Genomic DNA, 18,197 nt, shown 5'->3' with positions numbered 1-18,197 from the left:
TGGCTACTCTCGTGCCATGAGCACCGACGGCGACACCACACCCCCGAGCGCCGAGCGCCACCCAGCGCTCGGTCCGGCGCAGCTCAAGGCGCTCGCGCACCCGCTGCGGGTGCAGATCCTCGACCTGCTCTCCACCCACGGCGCGCTCACCGCGAGCCGCCTCGCCGACCTCGTCGGCGAGTCCAGCGGCTCGACGAGCTACCACCTGCGCCAGCTCGCCCGGCACGGCTTCGTCCGCGAGGTGGCCGGCCGCGGCACGGCGCGGGAGCGGTGGTGGGAACGGCCGCCGGGCGGCTTCACCGTGAGCACGCCCGACGAGACCGAGGACACGGCGACCACGCTCGCCACCGCGATGGTGAGCCGGGAGTTCGAGAACGCGCGCGCCCGCAAGATCCAGGCGTTCCTGGAGCGCTCCTCCGAGCTCCCGACCCGCTGGCTCGACGGGGCGCGCCTCACGACCGCCAGCATGTGGCTCACCGCTGACCAGATGAACGAGGTCGCGGACGCCTGGGACGCGCTCGACGCGACGCTCCACCGGTTCGAGGGCCAGGAGCAGGCGCCGGGCGCGCGACCCGTGCAGATCCACTTCAACGTCTTCCCCACGATCGACGGCAAGGAGAACCCCTCATGAGCGCGTACTCCCCCACCCTGCCCCGCACCGCCGAGCCGCGCGGCGCCGACCGTCTGCTCGTCGTCGTCGGCTCGGCGCTGAGCGACCTCGGGCGCCGCCGCGCCGCGGCGCGCGCACAGGCGCGAGGCGACCGGCTCGCCGTCGCCCCGGGGACCACGTCGACCCGCTCGTCCGACCCGCTCCACGCCGCCGCGGAGCACACGCTCGACCGTGCGGCGCTGTCGCGAGCGTCCCTTCTGCCCTGAACACCCGGAGATTCCACCCGCATGGGGAGTGGTCACCATGTCGGCGACCCCGACCGCTCGGTTACCCTCGACGGGGCGTTCTGTGGGCACAGACGCGCGTCTCCCCCTCTCTCGCCACCCGGCTCGACAGGACGACGCGGTCTCGTGTGCCCCGACCACGTACTTAGGGAGCATTGGTGGGCCTTCTCTCGAGCATCCGCGAGCATCGTCGGACCGTCGCGTCGGTGAGCACCGTGTCGGTGTTCTCGACGGCGCTGGTCGGGATGGCGCTGTTCTACGAGGGCGAGGCCACGGCGGACGTGGACCTGAACGACTCGGGCGTGTGGGTGACGAAGTCGTCGGCCGGGCTGCTGGGTCGGTTCAACTACGAGTCGCAGGCGATGGACGGGACGCTGAACGCGGGCAGCGCGTCGTTCGACGTGCAGCAGGACGCGGGCCGGGTGCTGCTGGACGACTCCGGGACGAGCTCCGCGTCCCCCGTGAACGTCGCGCACCTGAAGCTGGACGGGCAGGTTCGTCTGCCGGCGGGGGCGCAGGTGGTCTCCGGTGGCGCGACGACGGCGATCCTCGACGGCGAGGAGGGTCTGCTGTGGGTGCTGCCGTTCGACGGGGCGACGTCGTTCGACGCGGAGAAGCTGGACCCCGTGGCCGAGGTCGGCGGTGACGGCGCGCTGACCGTGTCGCAGGACGGGACGGTGTTCGCGGCGATCCCGTCGACGGGGACGCTGTGGACGGTGGCGACGACGTCCAAGGGCACGGTGGACGGTGAGGCCTCCTCCGCGCCCCTGCCGGTGAGCAAGGGCGCGGAGGTCGAGGTGACCGCGGTCGGTGACAAGCCCGTGGTGCTCGACCGGTCCGCGTCCCACCTGATCCTGCCCGGCGGGAAGAGCGTGGCGATCGAGGGGGGCGGGGACGCGCGCCTGCAGCAGCCGTCACAGTCCTCGGACGTCGTCGTGGTCGCCACGACGGACGCCCTCGTCTCCCAGCCGCTCAAGGGCGGGGACGCGCAGCGTCGTGCCGCGCAGGGCGTGCCGGCGGCGCCCGTGCAGCTCGGCGCCTGCACGTACGGGGCGTGGGCCTCGACGGGTCAGGTGATCCGTGACTGCGACGGCACGGGTCGGGACGTCGACGAGCGCCTCGAGGGCCTGGACCCCCAGACCCGCCTCGAGTACCGGGTGAACCGGCGCGTGATCGTGCTGAACGACCTGTCGGCGGGGACGTTGTGGATGGCGGCGGACGAGTACCAGAAGGTCGACGACTGGGACGTGCAGTTGCCGGAGGAGGCCGAGGGTGAGGAGTCCGACGCGGAGCTGACGAACCCGGAGCAGGTGGACCAGTTCATCGCGGACCGGTCGCAGCCGAACAAGCCGCCGCAGCCGCAGGACGACAGCTTCGGGGTGCGTCCGGGGCGCACGACGATCCTGCCGGTGCTGGGCAACGACGTGGACCCGGACGGGGACGTGATGACCGCGTCGCTGGCGGGGGACTCCCCGGCCAACGCGACGGTGCAGGCGATCATGGGCGGTGCCGCGCTGCAGGCGGTGGTGCCCGAGGACGCGCAGGGGACGGGCACCTTCCGGTACTCGGTCGCCGACGGGCGTGGGGGCGTGGCCGAGGCCGGCGTCACGCTGAAGGTCTCCCCGTGGGGGGAGAACGCGCCGCCGGAGCAGACGGGTGACCCGGTGCTGCGGGTGGCTCAGGGTGGTCGGGCCACGATCAAGGTCCTGCCGTACTTCAAGGACCCGGACGGCGACGACCTCTACCTGGCGTCGGCCGCGGCGACGGTGGCCGGGGACGACGTGCGCTCGCGCCCGGACGGCACGGTCGAGTTCCGCGACGGCGGCGGCTCGACGGGCCGCAAGATCGTGACCCTGCTCGTCTCCGACGGCGAGATGTCCTTCGAGGGCAAGCTGCTGGTGGACGTGGTGCCGGGTCCGCAGCCGCCGGTGGCGGTGAACGATCACGTGGTGGTGCCGGCGGGTCAGCCGGTGACGGTGGAGCCGTTGCGCAACGACACCGATCCGAACGGTGACGAGCTGCGGCTGGCGTCGGTGTCGGAGTCGGCGCCGGCGGAGATCACGCCGAACTATGACGCGGGCACGTTCACGTTCGTGTCGATGGAGCCGCGGTCGTACGACCTGACGTACCAGGTCACGGACGGTCCGAACGCGACGACGGGTCTGGTGCGGGTGGACGTGCTGGCGCCGTCGGAGGCCGAGGGTGCCCCGATCGTGGTGACCGACACCGCCCTGCTCCCGGCGGGCGGCAGCACGCTCGTGGACGTGCTGGCCAACGACACCGACCCCGCCGGCGGCGTCCTCGTCGTGCAGTCCGTGCGCGTCCCGGCCGACGCCGGGGTGTCGGTCGCGATCCTGGCGCACCAGATGCTCCGGGTGACCGAGATCCGGCGCCTGGACACGCCCGTGACCGTGGAGTACACGGCCTCCAACGGGACCGAGACGGCGACCGGCCAGGTACGCGTGATCCCCGTGCCGGCGCCGACGCGGTTGCAGCCGCCGCAGGCGGCGGCGGACGAGGTCACGGTGCACGCCGGGGACGTGGTGACGATCCCGGTGCTGAAGAACGACACCCACCCCGACGGGCTGGAGCTGTTCCTGCAGCCCGAGCTCGAGCAGGACGTGGACCCCGCCCTGGGCGAGGCGTTCGTCTCGGAGGACACGCTGCGGTTCAAGGCCGGCCCCGAGGCCGGGACCGCGTACGCGATCTACCGGGTGCGCGACGTCAACGGGCAGGAGGACTCCGCCCAGGTCACGATCCGCATCCGCGACGGGGAGGACAACGCACCCCCGCAGCCCCGCGAGATCGACGCGCGCGTGCTGTCCGGGTCCAGCGTGCGCATCGCGGTCCCCCTGGACGGGATCGACCCCGACGGCGACTCCGTCCAGGTCACCGGCATCGCGACCCCCGCCGCCAAGGGCACCGCCCGGGTCGTGGACGGACTGATCGAGTACGCGGCGTCGAAGAACGCCACCGGGCACGACACGTTCACCTACTCCGTGCTCGACGCCCGCGGGGCCACCGCCGTCGGGACGGTCCAGGTCGGCATCGCCCGGCCCGCCGAGACCAACCAGCCTCCCGTGGCGGTGGACGACGAGATCACGGTGCGCCCGGGGCGCACGGTCTCGGTCGCGGCCCTGGCCAACGACACCGACCCCGACGGCGACCAGGTCGGCCTGGTCCCCGGCGCCATCGAGGACACCCACGACCTGGACGCCGAGGTCGTGACCGACCGCATCGTCCTGACCTCCCCCGACGCCGACGGCGCCTACACGTTCTACTACCAGGTCCAGGACACCTACGGCGCCCGCGCCACCGGCGCCGTCACCGTCAACGTCGCCGCCGACGCACCCCTGCTGCCCCCCGTCGCCCGCGACGACACCGTGCCCGTCGAGGACATCCTCGGCAAGACCGAGGTCACCGTCCCCGTCCTGGACAACGACGCCGACCCCGACGGCGCCGCGACCGAGCTCACCGTCACCACCGACGCGACCACCGCCACCGTCACCGACACCGGCGAGCTCGTCGTCACCCTCACCGAGAACCGCCAGGTCATCACCTACACCGCCACCGACATCGACGGCCTCACCGCCAAGGCCTTCGTCAAGGTGCCGGGGATGACGGACCAGGCACCGACCCTGCGTCCGGGCATCACGCCTCTGGAGGTCGTCAGCGGCGAGCCGCTGCCGATCGACATCACGGACTACGTGCTCGTCGTCGAGGGCAAGACCCCGCGACTGACGACCGAGGAGAAGGTCACCGCGCTCGAGGGGACCCGCGAGGTGCCCTCGACCACCGAGATCGTCTACACGTCGAATGCCGAGTACGTCGGGCCGGCCGCTGTCACCTTCGAGGTGACCGACGGCTCCGGCCCCGACGACCCCGAGGGCCACACCGCGCTGCTCACGCTGCCGATCAGCGTGGTCCCGCCGGAGAACCTGCCGCCCGAGCTCTCCACCCCGACGCTCGACGTCGCGGCGGGCGAGGAGGCCTCGATCGACCTCGCACGCTTCGCGACCGACCCCGACGGCGACTCCTTGACCTTCAAGGCCACCGGCCAGGCCCAGGGCGTCACCGTGACGGTCGAGGGCAGCACGCTGCACGCCCAGGCGTCCCCGGACGTGCCCAAGGGCTCGGTCGTGCAGGTCCCGATCACCGTCACCGACGGCGAGCACCCCCCGGTCGAGGGCACCGCGACCCTCACCGTCGTGGCCTCCACCCGACCCCTCGCCCGGGCCAACCAGGACACCGTCGACGACGCCCACCAGGGCAAGGCCACCACGGTGAACGTCCTCGCCAACGACGCCAACCCCTTCCCCGACACGCCCCTGGAGATCGTGGGTGCCGGTGTCGAGACGGGCCAGGGCGACGTCTCCTACGCCGGGAACGACGTCACGATCACCCCGGCCGAGAACTACGTCGGCATCATGGTCGTCACGTACCGCGTCCAGGACGCGACCAAGGACGCCGACCGCCTGGTCGAAGGCCGCGTCCAGGTCAAGGTGCTCGGCAAGCCCGAGGCCCCCGCGACCCCGCAGGTCGAGGAGGTGCGGTCCAAGACGGTCGTGCTGTCCTGGGACCCGCCGAACAACAACGGCGCCGAGATCACCGGCTACACCGTGCGCTCCCAGAACGGCTACGAGAAGGCCTGCGGCACCACCACCTGCACCCTCGACGGCCTCACCAACAACGTCAAGTACACCTTCACCGTGTACGCGACCAACGCCGTCGGCGACGGACCCGCCTCCCCGCCCTCGGCCGAGGCCCGACCCGACGAGAAGCCCGACCCGCCCGCCGCACCCACCCTCGAGTTCGGCGACCAGTCCCTCACCGTCACCTGGACCAACAAGACCTACACCGACCGCTCGCCCATCGAGACCGTCAACCTGGAGATCTCCCCGGCACCGCCGAGCGGCGCCATCCAGATGCAGTCCCTCACCGGGAACCAGACCGTCTGGACCGGGCTGAAGAACGGCGTCGCGTACCGGGTGCGCGTGCAGGCCGTGAACCTCGCCCCCGACCCCTCGGAGTGGGGCGACTACTCCGCCGAGGAGATCCCGGCGGGTCTGCCCGACGTCCCGAAGACGCCCAGCGCGACGCGCGCCTCCGACTCCCCGCTCAACGGCGGGTCCATCGACGTGTCGTGGGAGCCGCCGTTCGAGAACGGCGACGCGATCAAGGCGTACAGCCTGCAGCGCTACAAGAACGGCGCGCGCGACGGCGCGCCGACCTCTCTCACGGGGACGAGCCACAAGGCGACCGGGCTCGACAACGAGTCGTCCTACACGTTCACCGTGACGGCCGAGAACAAGGCGGGCGTGACGGCGGAGAGCCCGCAGTCCGCCGCGGTCGTGCCGTACGGCCGTCCCGAGGCGCCGCCGAAGCCCACCGTGCAGAACGTCGGGTCGTCCTCGCAGGACAGCGGCATCCCGCGCGTCTCGTGGGGAGCCGCCGACGCCAACGGCAGCCCGATCACGTCGTACACGGTCAAGGCCACTCCTGGTGGGACGACCAAGCAGGTCACCGGGACCTCGGTCGACTTCACCGACCTCGCACCCGGGTCGTACACGTTCACGGTCGTCGCGACGAACAACGGCGGCACCTCGACGTCCAGCCCCGCGTCGGCATCGATCAACGCCTACCAGAAGCCTGGCGTGCCAGGCGTCACCGCGACGAAGTCGAGCGGCACCGCGGGAACGTTCACCATCACCGCCCCGTCCTCCAACGGCGGCAACACCATCTCGCGGTACGAGTGGCGGCTCACCGGGACCCAGAACAAGACCGGCACCACGACGAGCGTCGCGATCAGCGGATACTCGCAGGACGTCTACCTCGACGCGCGGGCGTGCAACGCCGCGGGGTGCGGCGACTGGAGCGCGAAGAAGCGGATCCAGACCGACGCCCCGCCGCCGCCCCCGGACCCGCGGGCGTGGGTGGTCCGCGGGCCACGTTCCGACGTGTCGGGCTGCGTCGGGTCCATGTGCACCCAGTTCCGCGTGCAGGCCAACGCGGACTTCCCGTCGGGCTCCTACACGTTCGAGTGCTTCTGGGACGGCAACAGCGTCTCCGGCAACAGCTACATGCGCCAGCTCAATGCCGGCAGCTACGTCGACCTGCCCTGTGTCCTCGGCAACCCGTACGGCACGCAGCGCACCGCGCAGGTCTGGGTGAGCATCTCGCCCGCCAACGGGATCACCGTCGAACGCCGGTCGTGGCCGATCTGGTGATTCACGGTCGAGGACGCGACGATCTGCCGTCGGCAGATGAGCCCACGGCAGATCGTCGCTCCTCCGATCCGCGCCGGGGCGCACGCTGGTCGCATGACCACGCACCCGACCCACCACCAGACCGATAACCCGCTGGGCGAAGCCCGGAGACCGCGCGCGGAGGCCGCCGCCCCGGCGTCGTCGTCCTTCGACGACCAGCTCACGACGCGCCTGCTGCACCAGCGCATCGTCGTCCTCGGCTCGGCCGTGGACGACGCCGTCGCGAACCGTCTGTGCGCGCAGCTCCTCCTGCTCTCGGCGGAGGACCCGCGCGCGGACGTCGCGCTGTACATCAACTCCCCCGGCGGCTCGGTGAGCGCCGGGCTGGCGATCTACGACACGATGCGGCTCATCCCCAACGACGTCTCGACCGTCGCGATGGGCTTCGCCGCGAGCATGGGGCAGTTCCTGCTGTGCGCGGGGACGCCGGGCAAGCGGTTCGCGCTGCCGCACGCGCGCATCATGATGCACCAGCCGTCGGCGGGCATCGGCGGCACCGCCGTCGACATCGCGATCCAGGCCGAGAACCTCGTGTACACCAAGGGGCTCATGCACCGGCTGACCGCGGAGAGCACCGGCCAGAGCGTCGAGACCATCGCGGACGACTCCGACCGCGACCGCTGGTTCACGGCGCAGCAGGCGCTCGACTACGGCATGGTCGACCGGATCGTCGAGTCCGTCGACGACGTCCGTCCCGCCCGCGCGGCCCGGAAGGTGGGACTGTGATGGCGAGCTACACGATCCCGACCGTCGTCGAGAAGACCCCGCTCGGGGAGCGCGCGTTCGACGTCTTCTCCCGCCTCCTGTCGGAGCGCATCGTGTTCCTCGGCACGGAGATCGACGACGGCGTCGCGAACGTCGTCATGGCGCAGCTCCTGCACCTGGAGTCGGACGCCCCGGACCAGGAGATCGGTCTGTACATCAACTCCCCCGGCGGCTCCGCGACCGCGCTCATGGCGATCTACGACACGATGCAGTTCGTCCGCTGCGACGTGTCGACCATCTGCATGGGCCAGGCGGCCTCGGCCGCGGCCGTGCTGCTGGCGGCGGGGACGCCGGGCAAGCGGTTCGTGCTCGAGCACTCGCGCGTGCTGCTGCACCAGCCCTCGGGCGGCGGCGAGGGCACGATCTCCGACCTGTCGATCCAGGCCGAGGAGATCCTGCGGATCCGGTCCGAGACGGAGGAGGTCCTGTCGCGTCACACGGGGCAGACCGTCGAGCGCCTGCGCGCGGACACCGACCGTGACCTCGTGCTCACGGCGCGCCAGGCCGTCGAGTACGGCGTCGCGGACGCCGTCGTCACCTCGCGGAAGCTCGCCGCGGCCGCCTGAACCCGGGTCGAGCGCTGCGTCCGTGGTCGACGGATGCGTCCCGGGACGGATCTCGGCCGCAGACGCAGCACTCGCGGTGCGCCCGCCGCACGGGGCCTACCCGCGTCGCCGGAACCAGGAGCGTCGACGCGGCTCCTGCGCGGGCTCGGCCGCCGGGCCCGGTTCCTCCGTCGCCGCGGGCTCTCCGGGTTCCGGCACCTCGGCAGCGTCCGCGTCGGGGACGTCGGCGGTGTCCGCGTCGGGCACGTCGGCGGTGTCCGCGTCGGGCACGTCCGCGGAGTCCACGTCAGGGTCGACGGCGGTGTCCGCGCCGGGCGCGTGGGCGTCCGGATCCGCTGCTCCCGGCTCGGGATCGTGCGCCGGCGCGGACACCGCGCGCCCCGTCGCCGCGATGCCGGCGATGCGGCCGCGCTCGTCGAACCGGACGGTCACGCTCCCGTCGGGCAGGGCGAGCTCGACCGCGCCGTCGCCCTGCGCCGTCCGGAGCCCGCGAGCGACGGCGTAGGACGCGACGGCGCGCCGGTGGTCGACGACCGTCACGGACAGCAGGCCTTCGCTCAGCACCCGCACGACGCGCGGCACGCTCGGCGCGGGCAGCGCGAGATCGTCGGCGTCGAGGAGGAACCAGGCGCGCGTCCCGCCGCCGACGGGTGCGCTGTAGTGGGTCCAGGTCCCGGTGACGGCCTTCGCCGCGAGCGCGAGGCGGTACGGGAGGTCGTCGGTGAGCGGCAGCTCCGCCTCGGTCGCCTCGCGCAGGCCGGTCTCGCGGGTCTTCTCGGCGGCGCGCAGCACGTCGTCCGGGAAGTCGTTGACGTTGTTCCACGCCCACATCCAGCTCCCGGGGCCGGGCGCGGCCGTGCCGAGGAACTGGAGCCGGCACGTCGTCGTCCCGCCGTCCGGTGCGGTGAAGGTGAACGTCCCCGTGGCCATCTCGGCGCCCCACGCGTCGTCGCCGTGGCGGTCGACGAGGTGGAGCTGGTGCTCGTGCGAGAGGAACGCGGCGTCGTCGACGAGCTCCTGGAGGGCCGGGGCGGTCTGCTCTGCCGTGCCGTGCGCGGTCTGCGGCTCCGTCATCCCTCGACGGTAGCGGCGCCCGCCGCGCCGCGCCGGGGCGCGACACGCGGTGCCGGGCAGGTGTCGGCCCCGCGCCGGCCGGTGCGGCCCGACCCCGCCGGGCTCAGGCCGCGAGGAGCAGCACGTCGGCGGCCCGCACGGTCGCCCGCGCCTCGAGCGTCGTGCGCGCGACCGGGAGGTCGCGCACGGGTTCGCCGGCGGGTGCGGGGTCCCGCGGCGCGGAGAGCGCACCGCGCTCCCGGACGGAGGAGAGCACGCGCACGGGGGCGAGCGGGCGCAGCTCCTCCCCCGTGCGAGCCACGAGGTCCACGAGGCGTAGGCCGAGGGCGCCGCAGACGGCGGCCAGGACCTCGGACGACGCCTCCTTGCGGCCGCGCTCCACCTCGGAAAGGTAAGCGGTCGAGACCCGTGCGGCAGCCGCGACGTCGACGAGCGTCCGACCCTGCGCGAGCCGGGCCCGTCGGAGGATGCCGCCGATGACGTGGCGCAGGAGCGGCTCCGGCCGACCGCCCTCCCGGGGCCGGGGGCTCGCCGGCACTCCGCTCGGCACTCCGCTCGGCCCTGCGTTCGGCACCGCGCTCGTCGCGTCCATGCGGTCACGCTACCCGCGCCCCGCCCGGGTGCCGAGGCACCCGGGCGAGGATCTGCTCCTGGCGTAAGGCCCGACGTCGGGCGCTCACCGGTCCGGGAGGGACGTCACCACCGCTCGAGCGACCGCGCCATCTGCCAGAACCGGATCTCGTGGCGGCAGCTCAGCTCGAACGCGCGCTCCATGCGGGCGCGCTCCGCCTCGCCCGCGTCGGCGGCGAGCGCGTCGAGCCGCTCGCGCAGGTCGGCCAGGACCCCCTCGGTGCGCTCGGCGGCGTAGAACTCCCACCAGCCCGCGAGCGGGTGGTCGTCCCCGATCGCGCCGGGCGTCGTCTCGCGCTCGGCGAGCCAGAACCGCCGCGCCGACCAGATGTAGGTCCATGGGCACGGCAGGAGGGCGGCGAGCAGCACGCCGAGCGAGTCGCGGCCCGCGGCGAGCATGTGGTCGACGTACGCCTGCGCGCTCGGGGCGAGGCGGTTCGTCTGCGCGTCCTCGTAGGCCACGCCGAGGAAGTCGCACATCGCGTGGTGGGCGTGCGACTCGTCGTCGAGCAGGAACCCGGCCTTCTCGTGGAAGTACGCGGCCCACTCGCGGTCCGGCGCGAGCGCCATGCCGAGCCCGTAGCAGCGCAGGTACGCCGTGAGGTACTGGTGGTCCTGGCCGACGTAGTGCCGCACCGCGTCCGGCTCGACCGACCCGTCGCGCAGCCCGGCGAGGAACGGGTGGTCGTAGAACTCGTCGAAGAGGTGCGCGTACCGGCGCGCGAGGTCGACCGTGAAGCCGGTCTCCCCCGGCCGGACGAGCGCGGTCGGGTCGTCCGCGAGGACAGGGTTCAGGGTGATGGCAGCAGGCGTCGTCATGCCCACGTTCCTCCGCTCGTGCTAGCGAGATCAGGTTCGACGGGTCCGGGCGGCCGTACCGCTCGTCTCAGTCCCTCGGCCCGGTCACCCGGGCGGGACGCCCCGCGTGGTTCGCGGCGACCCTAGCAAGGAAGCGCCCCGCGTGTCGGGATCGTCCGGCGGCGTGGTGGAATATAGTTGTAGCGACAACAGTTGGAGCAGACATGACCACGAGCACCCCGGGCGCGCCGACCGACCGCCTCCTGTCCCCGTCCACGAGCATGGACGCCGTCACGCTGCGCGTCGGCGACCTCGAGCAGATGACGTCCTACTACACGGTCGCGTTCGCGCTGGCCCCGCTCGAGGAGCGCTCGCGCGGCACCGAGGTGCACCGCGTCCTCGGCCGCGGCACGACGCCCATGCTGCGGCTCGTGCACACACCCGGCCTGCCCGCCGTCGACCGGCGTCAGGCCGGCCTGTTCCACACCGCGTTCCTGTTCGACGACGCCGCGAGCCTCGCCGCGACCGTCTACCGGGCCGCGCAGGACCGTCGCGGGGCGTTCGTCGGGTCGAGCGACCACCTCGTCAGCGAGGCGTTCTACTTCACCGACCCCGAGGGGAACGGGGTCGAGCTGTACACCGACCGCCCCCGCGAGACGTGGGTGCGCGAGCGCGGCCAGATCGTCATGGCGACCGAGTACCTGGACCCGAACGCGTACCTGCGCACGCACCTCGACCAGGAGACGTTCGACGCCGGGCCCGCGCTCGCCGGGCGGGTGGGGCACGTCCATCTCCAGGTCGGCGACATCGCGACCGCGCGCGACTTCTACGTCGACGCCGTCGGGTTCGAGGCCACGGTCACCGAGTACAGCGGCGCCCTGTTCGCGTCCGCCGGCGGGTACCACCACCACGTCGCGATGAACGTCTGGAACAGCGCCGGCGCCGGCCCGCGCGCCGCGAGCCTCGGGCTCGGCGACGTCGCGGTCACCGTCCCCGGTCGCGACGACCTCGACGCGCTCGTCGCCCGCCTGCGGGCCCGCGGCCTGCAGCACGCCGACGACGGCCGCTCCGTCGTCGTGCACGACCCGTGGGGCACGCGCGTCACGCTGGCCGTGCCCGGCACGACGACCGACGAGCTCCTGGCGCGATGAGCGCGGCCACCGCGCTCGTCGCCGTCCGCCCCGACCCGGGCCCGGCAGGACAGCCCGCCGCGGGGCCCGTCGTCGTGCTGCTGCACGGGTACGGCTCGCACGAGCACGACCTCGCGGGCCTCGGCCCGCACCTGGGCGCGCCGTGGGTCTCGCTGCGCGCCCCGCTCCCCCTCCCCCACGGCGGCTTCGCGTGGTTCCCGATCGTCACGCCGGGCGACCCCGACCCGGAGTCCGTGGCGCGCGCGACCGAGGCCGTCTGGGCGTGGGTCGACGCCGAGCTCGGCACCGACCGGCCGGTCGTCCCCGTCGGGTTCTCCCAGGGCGGGCTCATGGCGTCCCAGCTCCTGCGCACGCGCCCCGAGCGCGTGGCGGCGACCGTCGTCCTCGGCGGGTTCGTCCAGGCCGCGGAGCAGCCCGCGGACGCCGCGCTCGCCGCGTCCCGGCCGCCCGTGTTCTGGGGCCGCGGGGCCGAGGACCGCGTCATCGCGCCGCACGCGATCGAGCGGACGACCGCGTGGTTGCCGGGCCGCTCGACGCTCGTCGAGCGCGTCTACCCCGGCCTCGCGCACGGCATCGACGCGCGCGAGCTCGCCGACGTCCGCGCGTTTCTCGACGACGCCCTGGGGCGGACCGCCGCCTGACCGCAGGCGCGGGCGGCCGACCCGACGGCGGCGGCCCGGCCCGGGGAGCGCACCCGACGCCGGGCGCGCACGATGGGAGCACCCACCCGTGCGCACCGAGGAGCCAGGCCGATGTTCCGCAGCCTCTTCCCGATCCTCTCCGTGGCCGACGTGGAGCAGTCGCTCGTCTTCTACCGCGACCTGCTGCGCGGGACCGTCGAGTACGCGTTCCCCGACGAAGGCCCGCCCGTGTACGTGAGCGTGCACGTCGGCGGCTCGCCGCTCGGGATCGGGCTCGACGACGGCACGATGCCCGCCGGCGTCGCGCGCACCGCGCTGTGGGTGTACGTCGACGACTGCGACCGGGCCGTCGAGCACCTCGCCGCGGCCGGAGTGCCGGTGCTCCAGCCGCCCACGGACCAGCCGTGGGGCGAGCGCGTCGCGCGCGTGCAGGACCCGGACGGCACCGTCGTGATCCTCGGCCAGGAGGCCGCGCCGCCGCCCGAGCCCGAGGGCCCGACCGGGCTCTCGTGACGTCGGTGCCCCCACCGGGACTCGAACCCGGAACACGCCGGGTTTAAGCCGGCCGCCTCTGCCAGTTGGGCCATGGGGGCGCGGCCCGAATCTACCGCGACCGCGGACCGAGCCGGGACGGTCGACGCCTGCCGAGGACGCGCCGGACACGTCGGGACGCGACGAGGGGCGAGCCGCACCGGCGGCTCGCCCCTCGTCGTCGGGCACGGCTCCGGGGTCGCCCCCGGACGGCGGTCAGGACGCCTTGGCCGGGACCTTCTCGTCCGCGTCGGCGGAGACGCCCGCCTCGGCCGCGGCGGCCGAGCCCTGCGCGGTCTGCTTGACCGGCTCGCCGTCCTTCTTGGGCGGCACCGACGCGGCGCGGAACTCCGCGCGCGGGTCGTGCAGGGAGCCGAGCGACACGAGCTCGCGGCCCAGGAGGAACTGCCCGATCCAGCCGATGAAGATGCGGATCTTGCGGTTGCCCGTGGGCATCGCCATGACGTGGTAGCTGCGGTGCATGAGCCACGCGAGCACGCCGCGCAGCTTGAACACGCCGAACAGCTCCGCGACGCCCTTGTACAGGCCGAGGGACGCGACCGTGCCGACGCTCTTGTGGCGGTACTCGACCGGCTTCTCGCTGTGCAGCTCGAGCGCGAGGTTGTCGGCCAGGCGCGTGGCCTCGCGGATCGCGTGCTGCGCGTTCGGGGGGCAGAACTTGCCCGGGTTGAGCACGTCCGGGACGGCGGCGCAGTCGCCCGCCGCCCAGGCGTTCGGCACGACGTTGCCGTCGGCGTCGGCGACCTGGAGCGTCGGGAGCACCGTGACGCGGCCCATCTTGTCCACGGGGAGGTCGGACGCCTCCTTGATGACCGGGTTCGCCTTGACGCCCGCGGTCCACACGATCGTGTCGGAGTCGAACTCGACGCCCGTCGACGTGACGACGTGGCCGTCGACGCACGACGACAGGAACGTGTTGAGGTGGAACTCGATCCCGCGCTTCTTCAGCTCCTCGAGCGCGTAGCCCGCCATGGGCTCGCTGAGCTCGGGCAGGATGCGCCCGGCGCCCTCGATCATGACGAAGCGGAGGTCCTTCTCCTCGATCGTCGCGTAGTTGCGGGTCGCGTAGCGCGCCATGTCCTCGATCTCGGCGATCGCCTCGACGCCCGCGAACCCGCCGCCCACGAACGTGAACGTCAGCATGCGACGACGCAGCCCCTCGTCCCACGTGGACGACGCGACGTCCATGCGGTTGAGCACGTGGTTGCGGACCGCGATGGCCTCCTCCACGTTCTTGAAGCCGATCGCGTTCTCCGCGAGCCCGGGGATGGGGAGCGTGCGCGACACCGAGCCGAGGCCGACGATCAGGTGGTCGTACGTGACCGAGTAGTCGTCGCCCTCCTCCGGGTGGATCGTCACGCGGCGCGCGGCGTGGTCGATCGAGACGACCTTGCCCTGGAGCACGTCGACGCCCTTGAGGGCGCGGCGGTGCGGCGCGACGACGTCGCGGCCGTCGATCGAGCCCGCGGCCGCCTCGGGGAGGAAGGGCGCGTACGTCATGTACGGGCGCGGGTCGACAACGACGATCGCCGCCTCGCGGCGACCGAGCTTCTTGCGCAGTCGGCGCGCGGCGTACAGACCCACGGAGCCGCCGCCGAGGACGACGACGCGGGGCACCTTGCGGGGCCGCGGCGAAGCGGTCTGGGCACGGCTGACCGAGGTCAGGTCATTCTGAGGCATGGTTCCAGAGTATTACCGGTTGCGGCACAGGCGAGCCGGAGCGTCCGTCAGACGGGCGTGACGCGCCCCACGCCCGCCCTGCGCACCGGGCAGACCCGACATTCCGCGCGGCCCGACGGGCCGAACCCGGGGTCGCTCCCGACGGCGACCCCCGGCTGGGGAGCGATCCCGGGCTCGGCGCCTTTCCGTCAGCCGATCGCGCCGACGACGGGGGTCGGTCCCGTCGGTTGCGGCTGCGTGCCGCCCGCGGGCGGGGTCGGCGCGGGCTCGGGTGCCGTGCCCTCGGCCGGGTCCGTCGCGTCGCCGGACGGCGCGGGGTCGTCGGCGTCGCCGGCGCCCGGCTCGCCCGTGCCCGACGTCGCGTCGTCCGCCCCGACGCTGGAGGGCACGGCGGTGGGCGCCTTGAGGAACGGCCACGGCATCTCGCGCGTGCGCGTGCCCGTCGCCGGGACGGGGCGCCCGTCGCCGTCCGCGTACTCGACGTCCTCCTCCGCGACCGCGCGCAGCGGGTAGACGTTCCAGCGCTCGCGACCGTCCGTCGAGAGCGTCGGCTGGAAGTACCACGCGCCCTCGACGTCGGGCACCGACCACGGTCCGTAGGCGCCCTCCTCGGTCACGGTGCGCACCTGGCGGCCGCGGTCGTCGAAGATCTGGACGTCGCGCACGGGGTCTCCCGCGGCGTCGTAGACGAACAGGTTGGAGACCTGCATCCCGTCGACCCACACGCCGTCGCCGCCCGGCCCCGAGGGGCCGCCGTAGGAGACGGGCTGCGTCCCGCCGCTCGCGTCGGCCCACCCCTGCTGGTAGCCGCTGTCCCACCCGGACACGGAGACCGAGGCGCTCGCCGCGGTGACGTAGAGCACGGTCGGGACCGCCGCGACGGCCGCCGCGACGGACAGCGGGCGCACGACCTTGGGCAGCCAGGTCGTGGGCAGCCAACGACCCCGACCCCACTGGACGCTCACCACCACGGCGGCGAGCACCACGACCCGTGCGGAGAGGTCCCGCGGCAGGACCGCGACCTGGTAGCCGCCGAGCAGCGCGAGCAGGAGCGTCGCCACGACCCAGCCGCGCAGGATCCACCACGCGGGCGTCAGGGTCCGCAGGAACTCCATGACGGAGGCCCACTGGGACGTCGAGGTGACGGGCCGCCACAGGGAGCGCCACCCGGACGACAGGATCCCGCCGAGCACGAGCAGCCGCCCGCGCAGCCCGATGCGGGGGCGGCGCGCGCCGCCCGGCGCGGCGACGGACGGGAGCCCCGCGGCGCCCCGCAGCTCGGCGGCGTACTCCGCCGGCGGGCCGAAGAACGCGACGAGGTCGAGGCCCGTGTCGTCGGCGACGGCTCCGCCCGGGTCGGCGGGGCCGCCGTCGGGCAGCGGACGAGCGGGACCACTGCGGCGAGGCAGCGCGCCCGGCGCGTCGACGACCGCCTCGGCGAGGTCGGCCTCGAGCCCGTCGGTGAGCTCCTCGACCTGCTCCGGCCGCAGGTCGGCGAGGTGCGCGCGCACCTGCTGCGCGTACGCGTGGACGTGCCCGTAGAAGGCCAGGCCCACGGGCGCCCCGGCGGGCTGCTGCGCGGGCGTCGTCGTGCTCATCAGGCGGCCACCTCTCCGGTCCGCAGCAGCGCGGACACGGTGCCCGCGAACGTCTGCCACTCCTTGCGGTGCAGGTCGAGCATCGCCCGCCCCTGCGCGTTGATCCCGTAGTACTTGCGGTGCGGGCCGGCGTCGGACGGCACGACGTACGTCGTCAGCGCCCCGCTCGCGTACAGGCGCCGGAGCGTCCCGTACACCGACGCGTCGCCGACGTCGTCCAGCCCTGCCGCGCGCAGGCGTCGCGCGACGTCGTACCCGTACCCGTCCTCGGCCTCGACCGCCGCGAGGACCGCGGCGTCGAGCACCCCCTTGAGCAGCTGCGTGGTGTCCATCCGACCCTCCGTCGGGCGTGGCCCTGGTCCGTCCCGGCACTCGGCCCGCCGACACGACGGGCTCACGCGATGCACACTACCGCGCGATGCGCAGTACCACGCACACCGACACTCCGATGCTGGTCGGGGAGAAGCCGAACCCGGGGTCGCTCCCCAGGCCTCGGCGTGGGTGGGGAGCGACCCCGGGTTCGGCGGGCGGGTCAGGCGAGGGACCAGGCGATCCCGTCGAGGATGTCGTGCTCGCTCGTGACGACCTCGGTGAGCGAACCGCCCGCGGCGGCGACGTCGTCGCGCACGCGGCGCACGACCTCCGACCACACGAGCGCGCCCGCGCCGATGACGTCCACGCGGCCCGGGTGCATGAAGCCGAGCGCGGCGCGCTCGGCGCGCGAGCGGTGGAGCAGGTCGTCGCACGCCGCGAGGACCGCGTCGACCGGGAGCACGGCGCCGTCGATCCGCTCCCGCTCGTACCGTGCGAGGCCCAGCGCGTGGGCCGTCACCGTCGTGACGGACCCGGCGAGGCCCACGAGCGTCGCCGCCTCGCCCAGCGGGACGACGGCCGCCGCCTCGTCGAGCGCGGCCCGCACGTCGGCTCGGGCCGCGGCCTCCTCGTCCGCGGTCGGCGGGTCGGAGCGCAGGTGCCGCTCCGTCATGCGCACGCACCCGACGTCCATGGAGAACGCGGCGTCGGGCGTGGTCGTGCCGAGCACGAGCTCGGTCGAGCCGCCCCCGAGGTCGACGACCGCGTAGGGGCCCGGACGCAGCGCCGCGACCGTCGACGTCGCGCCGCGGAACGACAGCGCGGCCTCCTCCTCGCCCGAGACGACCTCGGGCTCCACGCCCAGCGCGGCCAGGACGCCCGCGACGAACTCGTCGCGGTTCTCGGCGTCCCGCGTCGCCGACGTCGCGACGAACCGCGTGCGCGTCGCGCCGAGCTCCGCGATCACGTCGGCGTAGCGGCGCGCGGCGTCGAGCGTGCGCGCGAGCGCCTCCGGCGCGAGGCGGCCCGTGCGGTCGACCCCCTGGCCGAGCCGGACGACCTCCATGCGCCGGTCGAGGTCGACGAGCGTGCCAGCCGCCGCGTCGACGTCCGCGACGAGCAGGCGGATCGAGTTGGTGCCGCAGTCGATCGCGGCCACGCGCGAGGCACCGGGCCCGGCAGGAGCCGGCGGGGGTGCCGTCGCGGCGAGCGCGCCCGGGTCACGGGTGAGGGGAGAGGTGGAGCCAGAGGTCATGCGACCAAGCGTGCC

General features: G+C 73.9%; 15 protein-coding genes, 1 tRNA gene and 1 riboswitch. Of the genes, 8 read left to right on the top strand and 8 right to left on the bottom strand.

The window, feature by feature from the left end:
• Window positions 1–16 precede the first annotated feature (16 nt).
• The 5 genes from NHH00_RS13560 to NHH00_RS13540 all read left to right on the top strand — a co-directional run bounded on the left by NHH00_RS13560 (window position 17) and on the right by NHH00_RS13540 (window position 8,491).
• Window positions 17–631 carry an ArsR/SmtB family transcription factor gene (locus NHH00_RS13560; protein WP_253052987.1) on the top strand — a complete coding sequence of 205 codons (615 nt, stop codon included), beginning with the start codon at window positions 17–19 and terminating at the stop codon, window positions 629–631.
• Window positions 628–876, top strand: coding sequence for a hypothetical protein (locus tag NHH00_RS13555; protein WP_253052985.1), 249 nt, complete (start codon window positions 628–630; stop codon window positions 874–876). The genes NHH00_RS13560 and NHH00_RS13555 overlap by 4 nt, the downstream gene beginning before the upstream one ends.
• A gap of 224 nt (window positions 877–1,100) precedes the next feature.
• Window positions 1,101–7,121 (top strand): Ig-like domain-containing protein, encoded by a 6,021-nt coding sequence (locus NHH00_RS13550; protein WP_253052983.1) that lies wholly within the window; start codon window positions 1,101–1,103, stop codon window positions 7,119–7,121.
• A 93-nt stretch (window positions 7,122–7,214) separates the two neighbouring features.
• Window positions 7,215–7,886 (top strand): ClpP family protease, encoded by a 672-nt coding sequence (locus NHH00_RS13545; protein ID WP_253052980.1) that lies wholly within the window; start codon window positions 7,215–7,217, stop codon window positions 7,884–7,886.
• Window positions 7,886–8,491, top strand: a complete 606-nt coding sequence (locus tag NHH00_RS13540; protein WP_087469679.1) for a ClpP family protease — start codon at window positions 7,886–7,888, stop codon at window positions 8,489–8,491. Before NHH00_RS13545 ends, NHH00_RS13540 begins: the two co-directional genes overlap by 1 nt.
• A gap of 96 nt (window positions 8,492–8,587) precedes the next feature.
• Here the strand turns inward: NHH00_RS13540 and NHH00_RS13535 are convergent, their stop codons facing one another.
• The 3 genes from NHH00_RS13535 to NHH00_RS13525 form a co-directional block, all read right to left on the bottom strand.
• Entirely contained in the window at window positions 8,588–9,565 is a 978-nt protein-coding gene (locus NHH00_RS13535; RefSeq protein ID WP_253052978.1) for a DUF6882 domain-containing protein, read from the bottom strand.
• A gap of 103 nt (window positions 9,566–9,668) precedes the next feature.
• Window positions 9,669–10,157 (bottom strand): helix-turn-helix domain-containing protein, encoded by a 489-nt coding sequence (locus NHH00_RS13530; protein WP_308202311.1) that lies wholly within the window; start codon window positions 10,155–10,157, stop codon window positions 9,669–9,671.
• A 104-nt stretch (window positions 10,158–10,261) separates the two neighbouring features.
• The gene (locus tag NHH00_RS13525) at window positions 10,262–11,014 is read right to left on the bottom strand and encodes a TenA family protein (protein ID WP_253052976.1); all 753 of its coding nucleotides are present in this window, start codon (window positions 11,012–11,014) and stop codon (window positions 10,262–10,264) included.
• Window positions 11,005–11,129, bottom strand: a riboswitch (TPP riboswitch). Its footprint overlaps the gene before it by 10 nt.
• 88 nt (window positions 11,130–11,217) lie before the next feature.
• Here NHH00_RS13525 and NHH00_RS13520 point away from each other — a divergent pair.
• From NHH00_RS13520 to NHH00_RS13510, 3 genes are all read left to right on the top strand, one after another.
• On the top strand, window positions 11,218–12,144 hold the full coding sequence (locus NHH00_RS13520) for a VOC family protein (RefSeq protein ID WP_253052974.1): 927 nt from the start codon (window positions 11,218–11,220) through the stop codon (window positions 12,142–12,144).
• The gene (locus tag NHH00_RS13515; RefSeq protein ID WP_253052972.1) at window positions 12,141–12,785 is read left to right on the top strand and encodes an alpha/beta hydrolase; all 645 of its coding nucleotides are present in this window, start codon (window positions 12,141–12,143) and stop codon (window positions 12,783–12,785) included. The genes NHH00_RS13520 and NHH00_RS13515 overlap by 4 nt, the downstream gene beginning before the upstream one ends.
• Window positions 12,786–12,896: 111 nt before the next feature.
• A complete protein-coding gene (locus NHH00_RS13510) occupies window positions 12,897–13,298 on the top strand; it encodes a VOC family protein (protein WP_253052970.1) in 402 nt (133 codons plus the stop codon).
• 6 nt (window positions 13,299–13,304) lie between these two features.
• Here NHH00_RS13510 and NHH00_RS13505 read toward each other — a convergent pair.
• The 5 genes from NHH00_RS13505 to NHH00_RS13485 all read right to left on the bottom strand — a co-directional run bounded on the left by NHH00_RS13505 (window position 13,305) and on the right by NHH00_RS13485 (window position 18,182).
• Window positions 13,305–13,378, bottom strand: a tRNA-Leu gene (locus NHH00_RS13505).
• Window positions 13,379–13,532: 154 nt separating this feature from the next.
• Entirely contained in the window at window positions 13,533–15,017 is a 1,485-nt protein-coding gene (locus NHH00_RS13500; protein WP_253052968.1) for an NAD(P)/FAD-dependent oxidoreductase, read from the bottom strand.
• A gap of 188 nt (window positions 15,018–15,205) precedes the next feature.
• The gene (locus NHH00_RS13495) at window positions 15,206–16,615 is read right to left on the bottom strand and encodes a hypothetical protein (protein ID WP_253052966.1); all 1,410 of its coding nucleotides are present in this window, start codon (window positions 16,613–16,615) and stop codon (window positions 15,206–15,208) included.
• Window positions 16,615–16,947 (bottom strand): PadR family transcriptional regulator, encoded by a 333-nt coding sequence (locus NHH00_RS13490; RefSeq protein ID WP_253052964.1) that lies wholly within the window; start codon window positions 16,945–16,947, stop codon window positions 16,615–16,617. Before NHH00_RS13490 ends, NHH00_RS13495 begins: the two co-directional genes overlap by 1 nt.
• 200 nt (window positions 16,948–17,147) lie before the next feature.
• Window positions 17,148–18,182 (bottom strand): Ppx/GppA phosphatase family protein, encoded by a 1,035-nt coding sequence (locus tag NHH00_RS13485; RefSeq protein WP_253052962.1) that lies wholly within the window; start codon window positions 18,180–18,182, stop codon window positions 17,148–17,150.
• Between the last annotated feature and the right edge of the window lie 15 nt (window positions 18,183–18,197).

Source organism: Cellulosimicrobium cellulans, assembly GCF_024124905.1.
Taxonomy (GTDB): Bacteria; Actinomycetota; Actinomycetes; order Actinomycetales; family Cellulomonadaceae; genus Cellulosimicrobium; species Cellulosimicrobium cellulans_G.
The sequence above is the reverse complement of the archived record's forward strand: the minus strand, read 5'-3'. Positions and strand labels throughout refer to the sequence as shown.

Bases quoted from the DNA above. Each gene is read 5' to 3' on its own strand.
- NHH00_RS13560 (WP_253052987.1), top strand. From the start codon at position 17: ATGAGCACCGACGGCGACACCACACCCCCGAGCGCCGAGCGCCACCCA.
- NHH00_RS13555 (WP_253052985.1), top strand. From the start codon at position 628: ATGAGCGCGTACTCCCCCACCCTGCCCCGCACCGCCGAGCCGCGCGGC.
- NHH00_RS13545 (WP_253052980.1), top strand. From the start codon at position 7,215: ATGACCACGCACCCGACCCACCACCAGACCGATAACCCGCTGGGCGAA.
- NHH00_RS13540 (WP_087469679.1), top strand. From the start codon at position 7,886: ATGGCGAGCTACACGATCCCGACCGTCGTCGAGAAGACCCCGCTCGGG.
- NHH00_RS13535 (WP_253052978.1), bottom strand. From the start codon at position 9,565: ATGACGGAGCCGCAGACCGCGCACGGCACGGCAGAGCAGACCGCCCCG.
- NHH00_RS13530 (WP_308202311.1), bottom strand. From the start codon at position 10,157: ATGGACGCGACGAGCGCGGTGCCGAACGCAGGGCCGAGCGGAGTGCCG.
- NHH00_RS13525 (WP_253052976.1), bottom strand. From the start codon at position 11,014: ATGACGACGCCTGCTGCCATCACCCTGAACCCTGTCCTCGCGGACGAC.
- NHH00_RS13520 (WP_253052974.1), top strand. From the start codon at position 11,218: ATGACCACGAGCACCCCGGGCGCGCCGACCGACCGCCTCCTGTCCCCG.
- NHH00_RS13515 (WP_253052972.1), top strand. From the start codon at position 12,141: ATGAGCGCGGCCACCGCGCTCGTCGCCGTCCGCCCCGACCCGGGCCCG.
- NHH00_RS13510 (WP_253052970.1), top strand. From the start codon at position 12,897: ATGTTCCGCAGCCTCTTCCCGATCCTCTCCGTGGCCGACGTGGAGCAG.
- NHH00_RS13500 (WP_253052968.1), bottom strand. From the start codon at position 15,017: ATGCCTCAGAATGACCTGACCTCGGTCAGCCGTGCCCAGACCGCTTCG.
- NHH00_RS13495 (WP_253052966.1), bottom strand. From the start codon at position 16,615: ATGAGCACGACGACGCCCGCGCAGCAGCCCGCCGGGGCGCCCGTGGGC.
- NHH00_RS13490 (WP_253052964.1), bottom strand. From the start codon at position 16,947: ATGGACACCACGCAGCTGCTCAAGGGGGTGCTCGACGCCGCGGTCCTC.
- NHH00_RS13485 (WP_253052962.1), bottom strand. From the start codon at position 18,182: ATGACCTCTGGCTCCACCTCTCCCCTCACCCGTGACCCGGGCGCGCTC.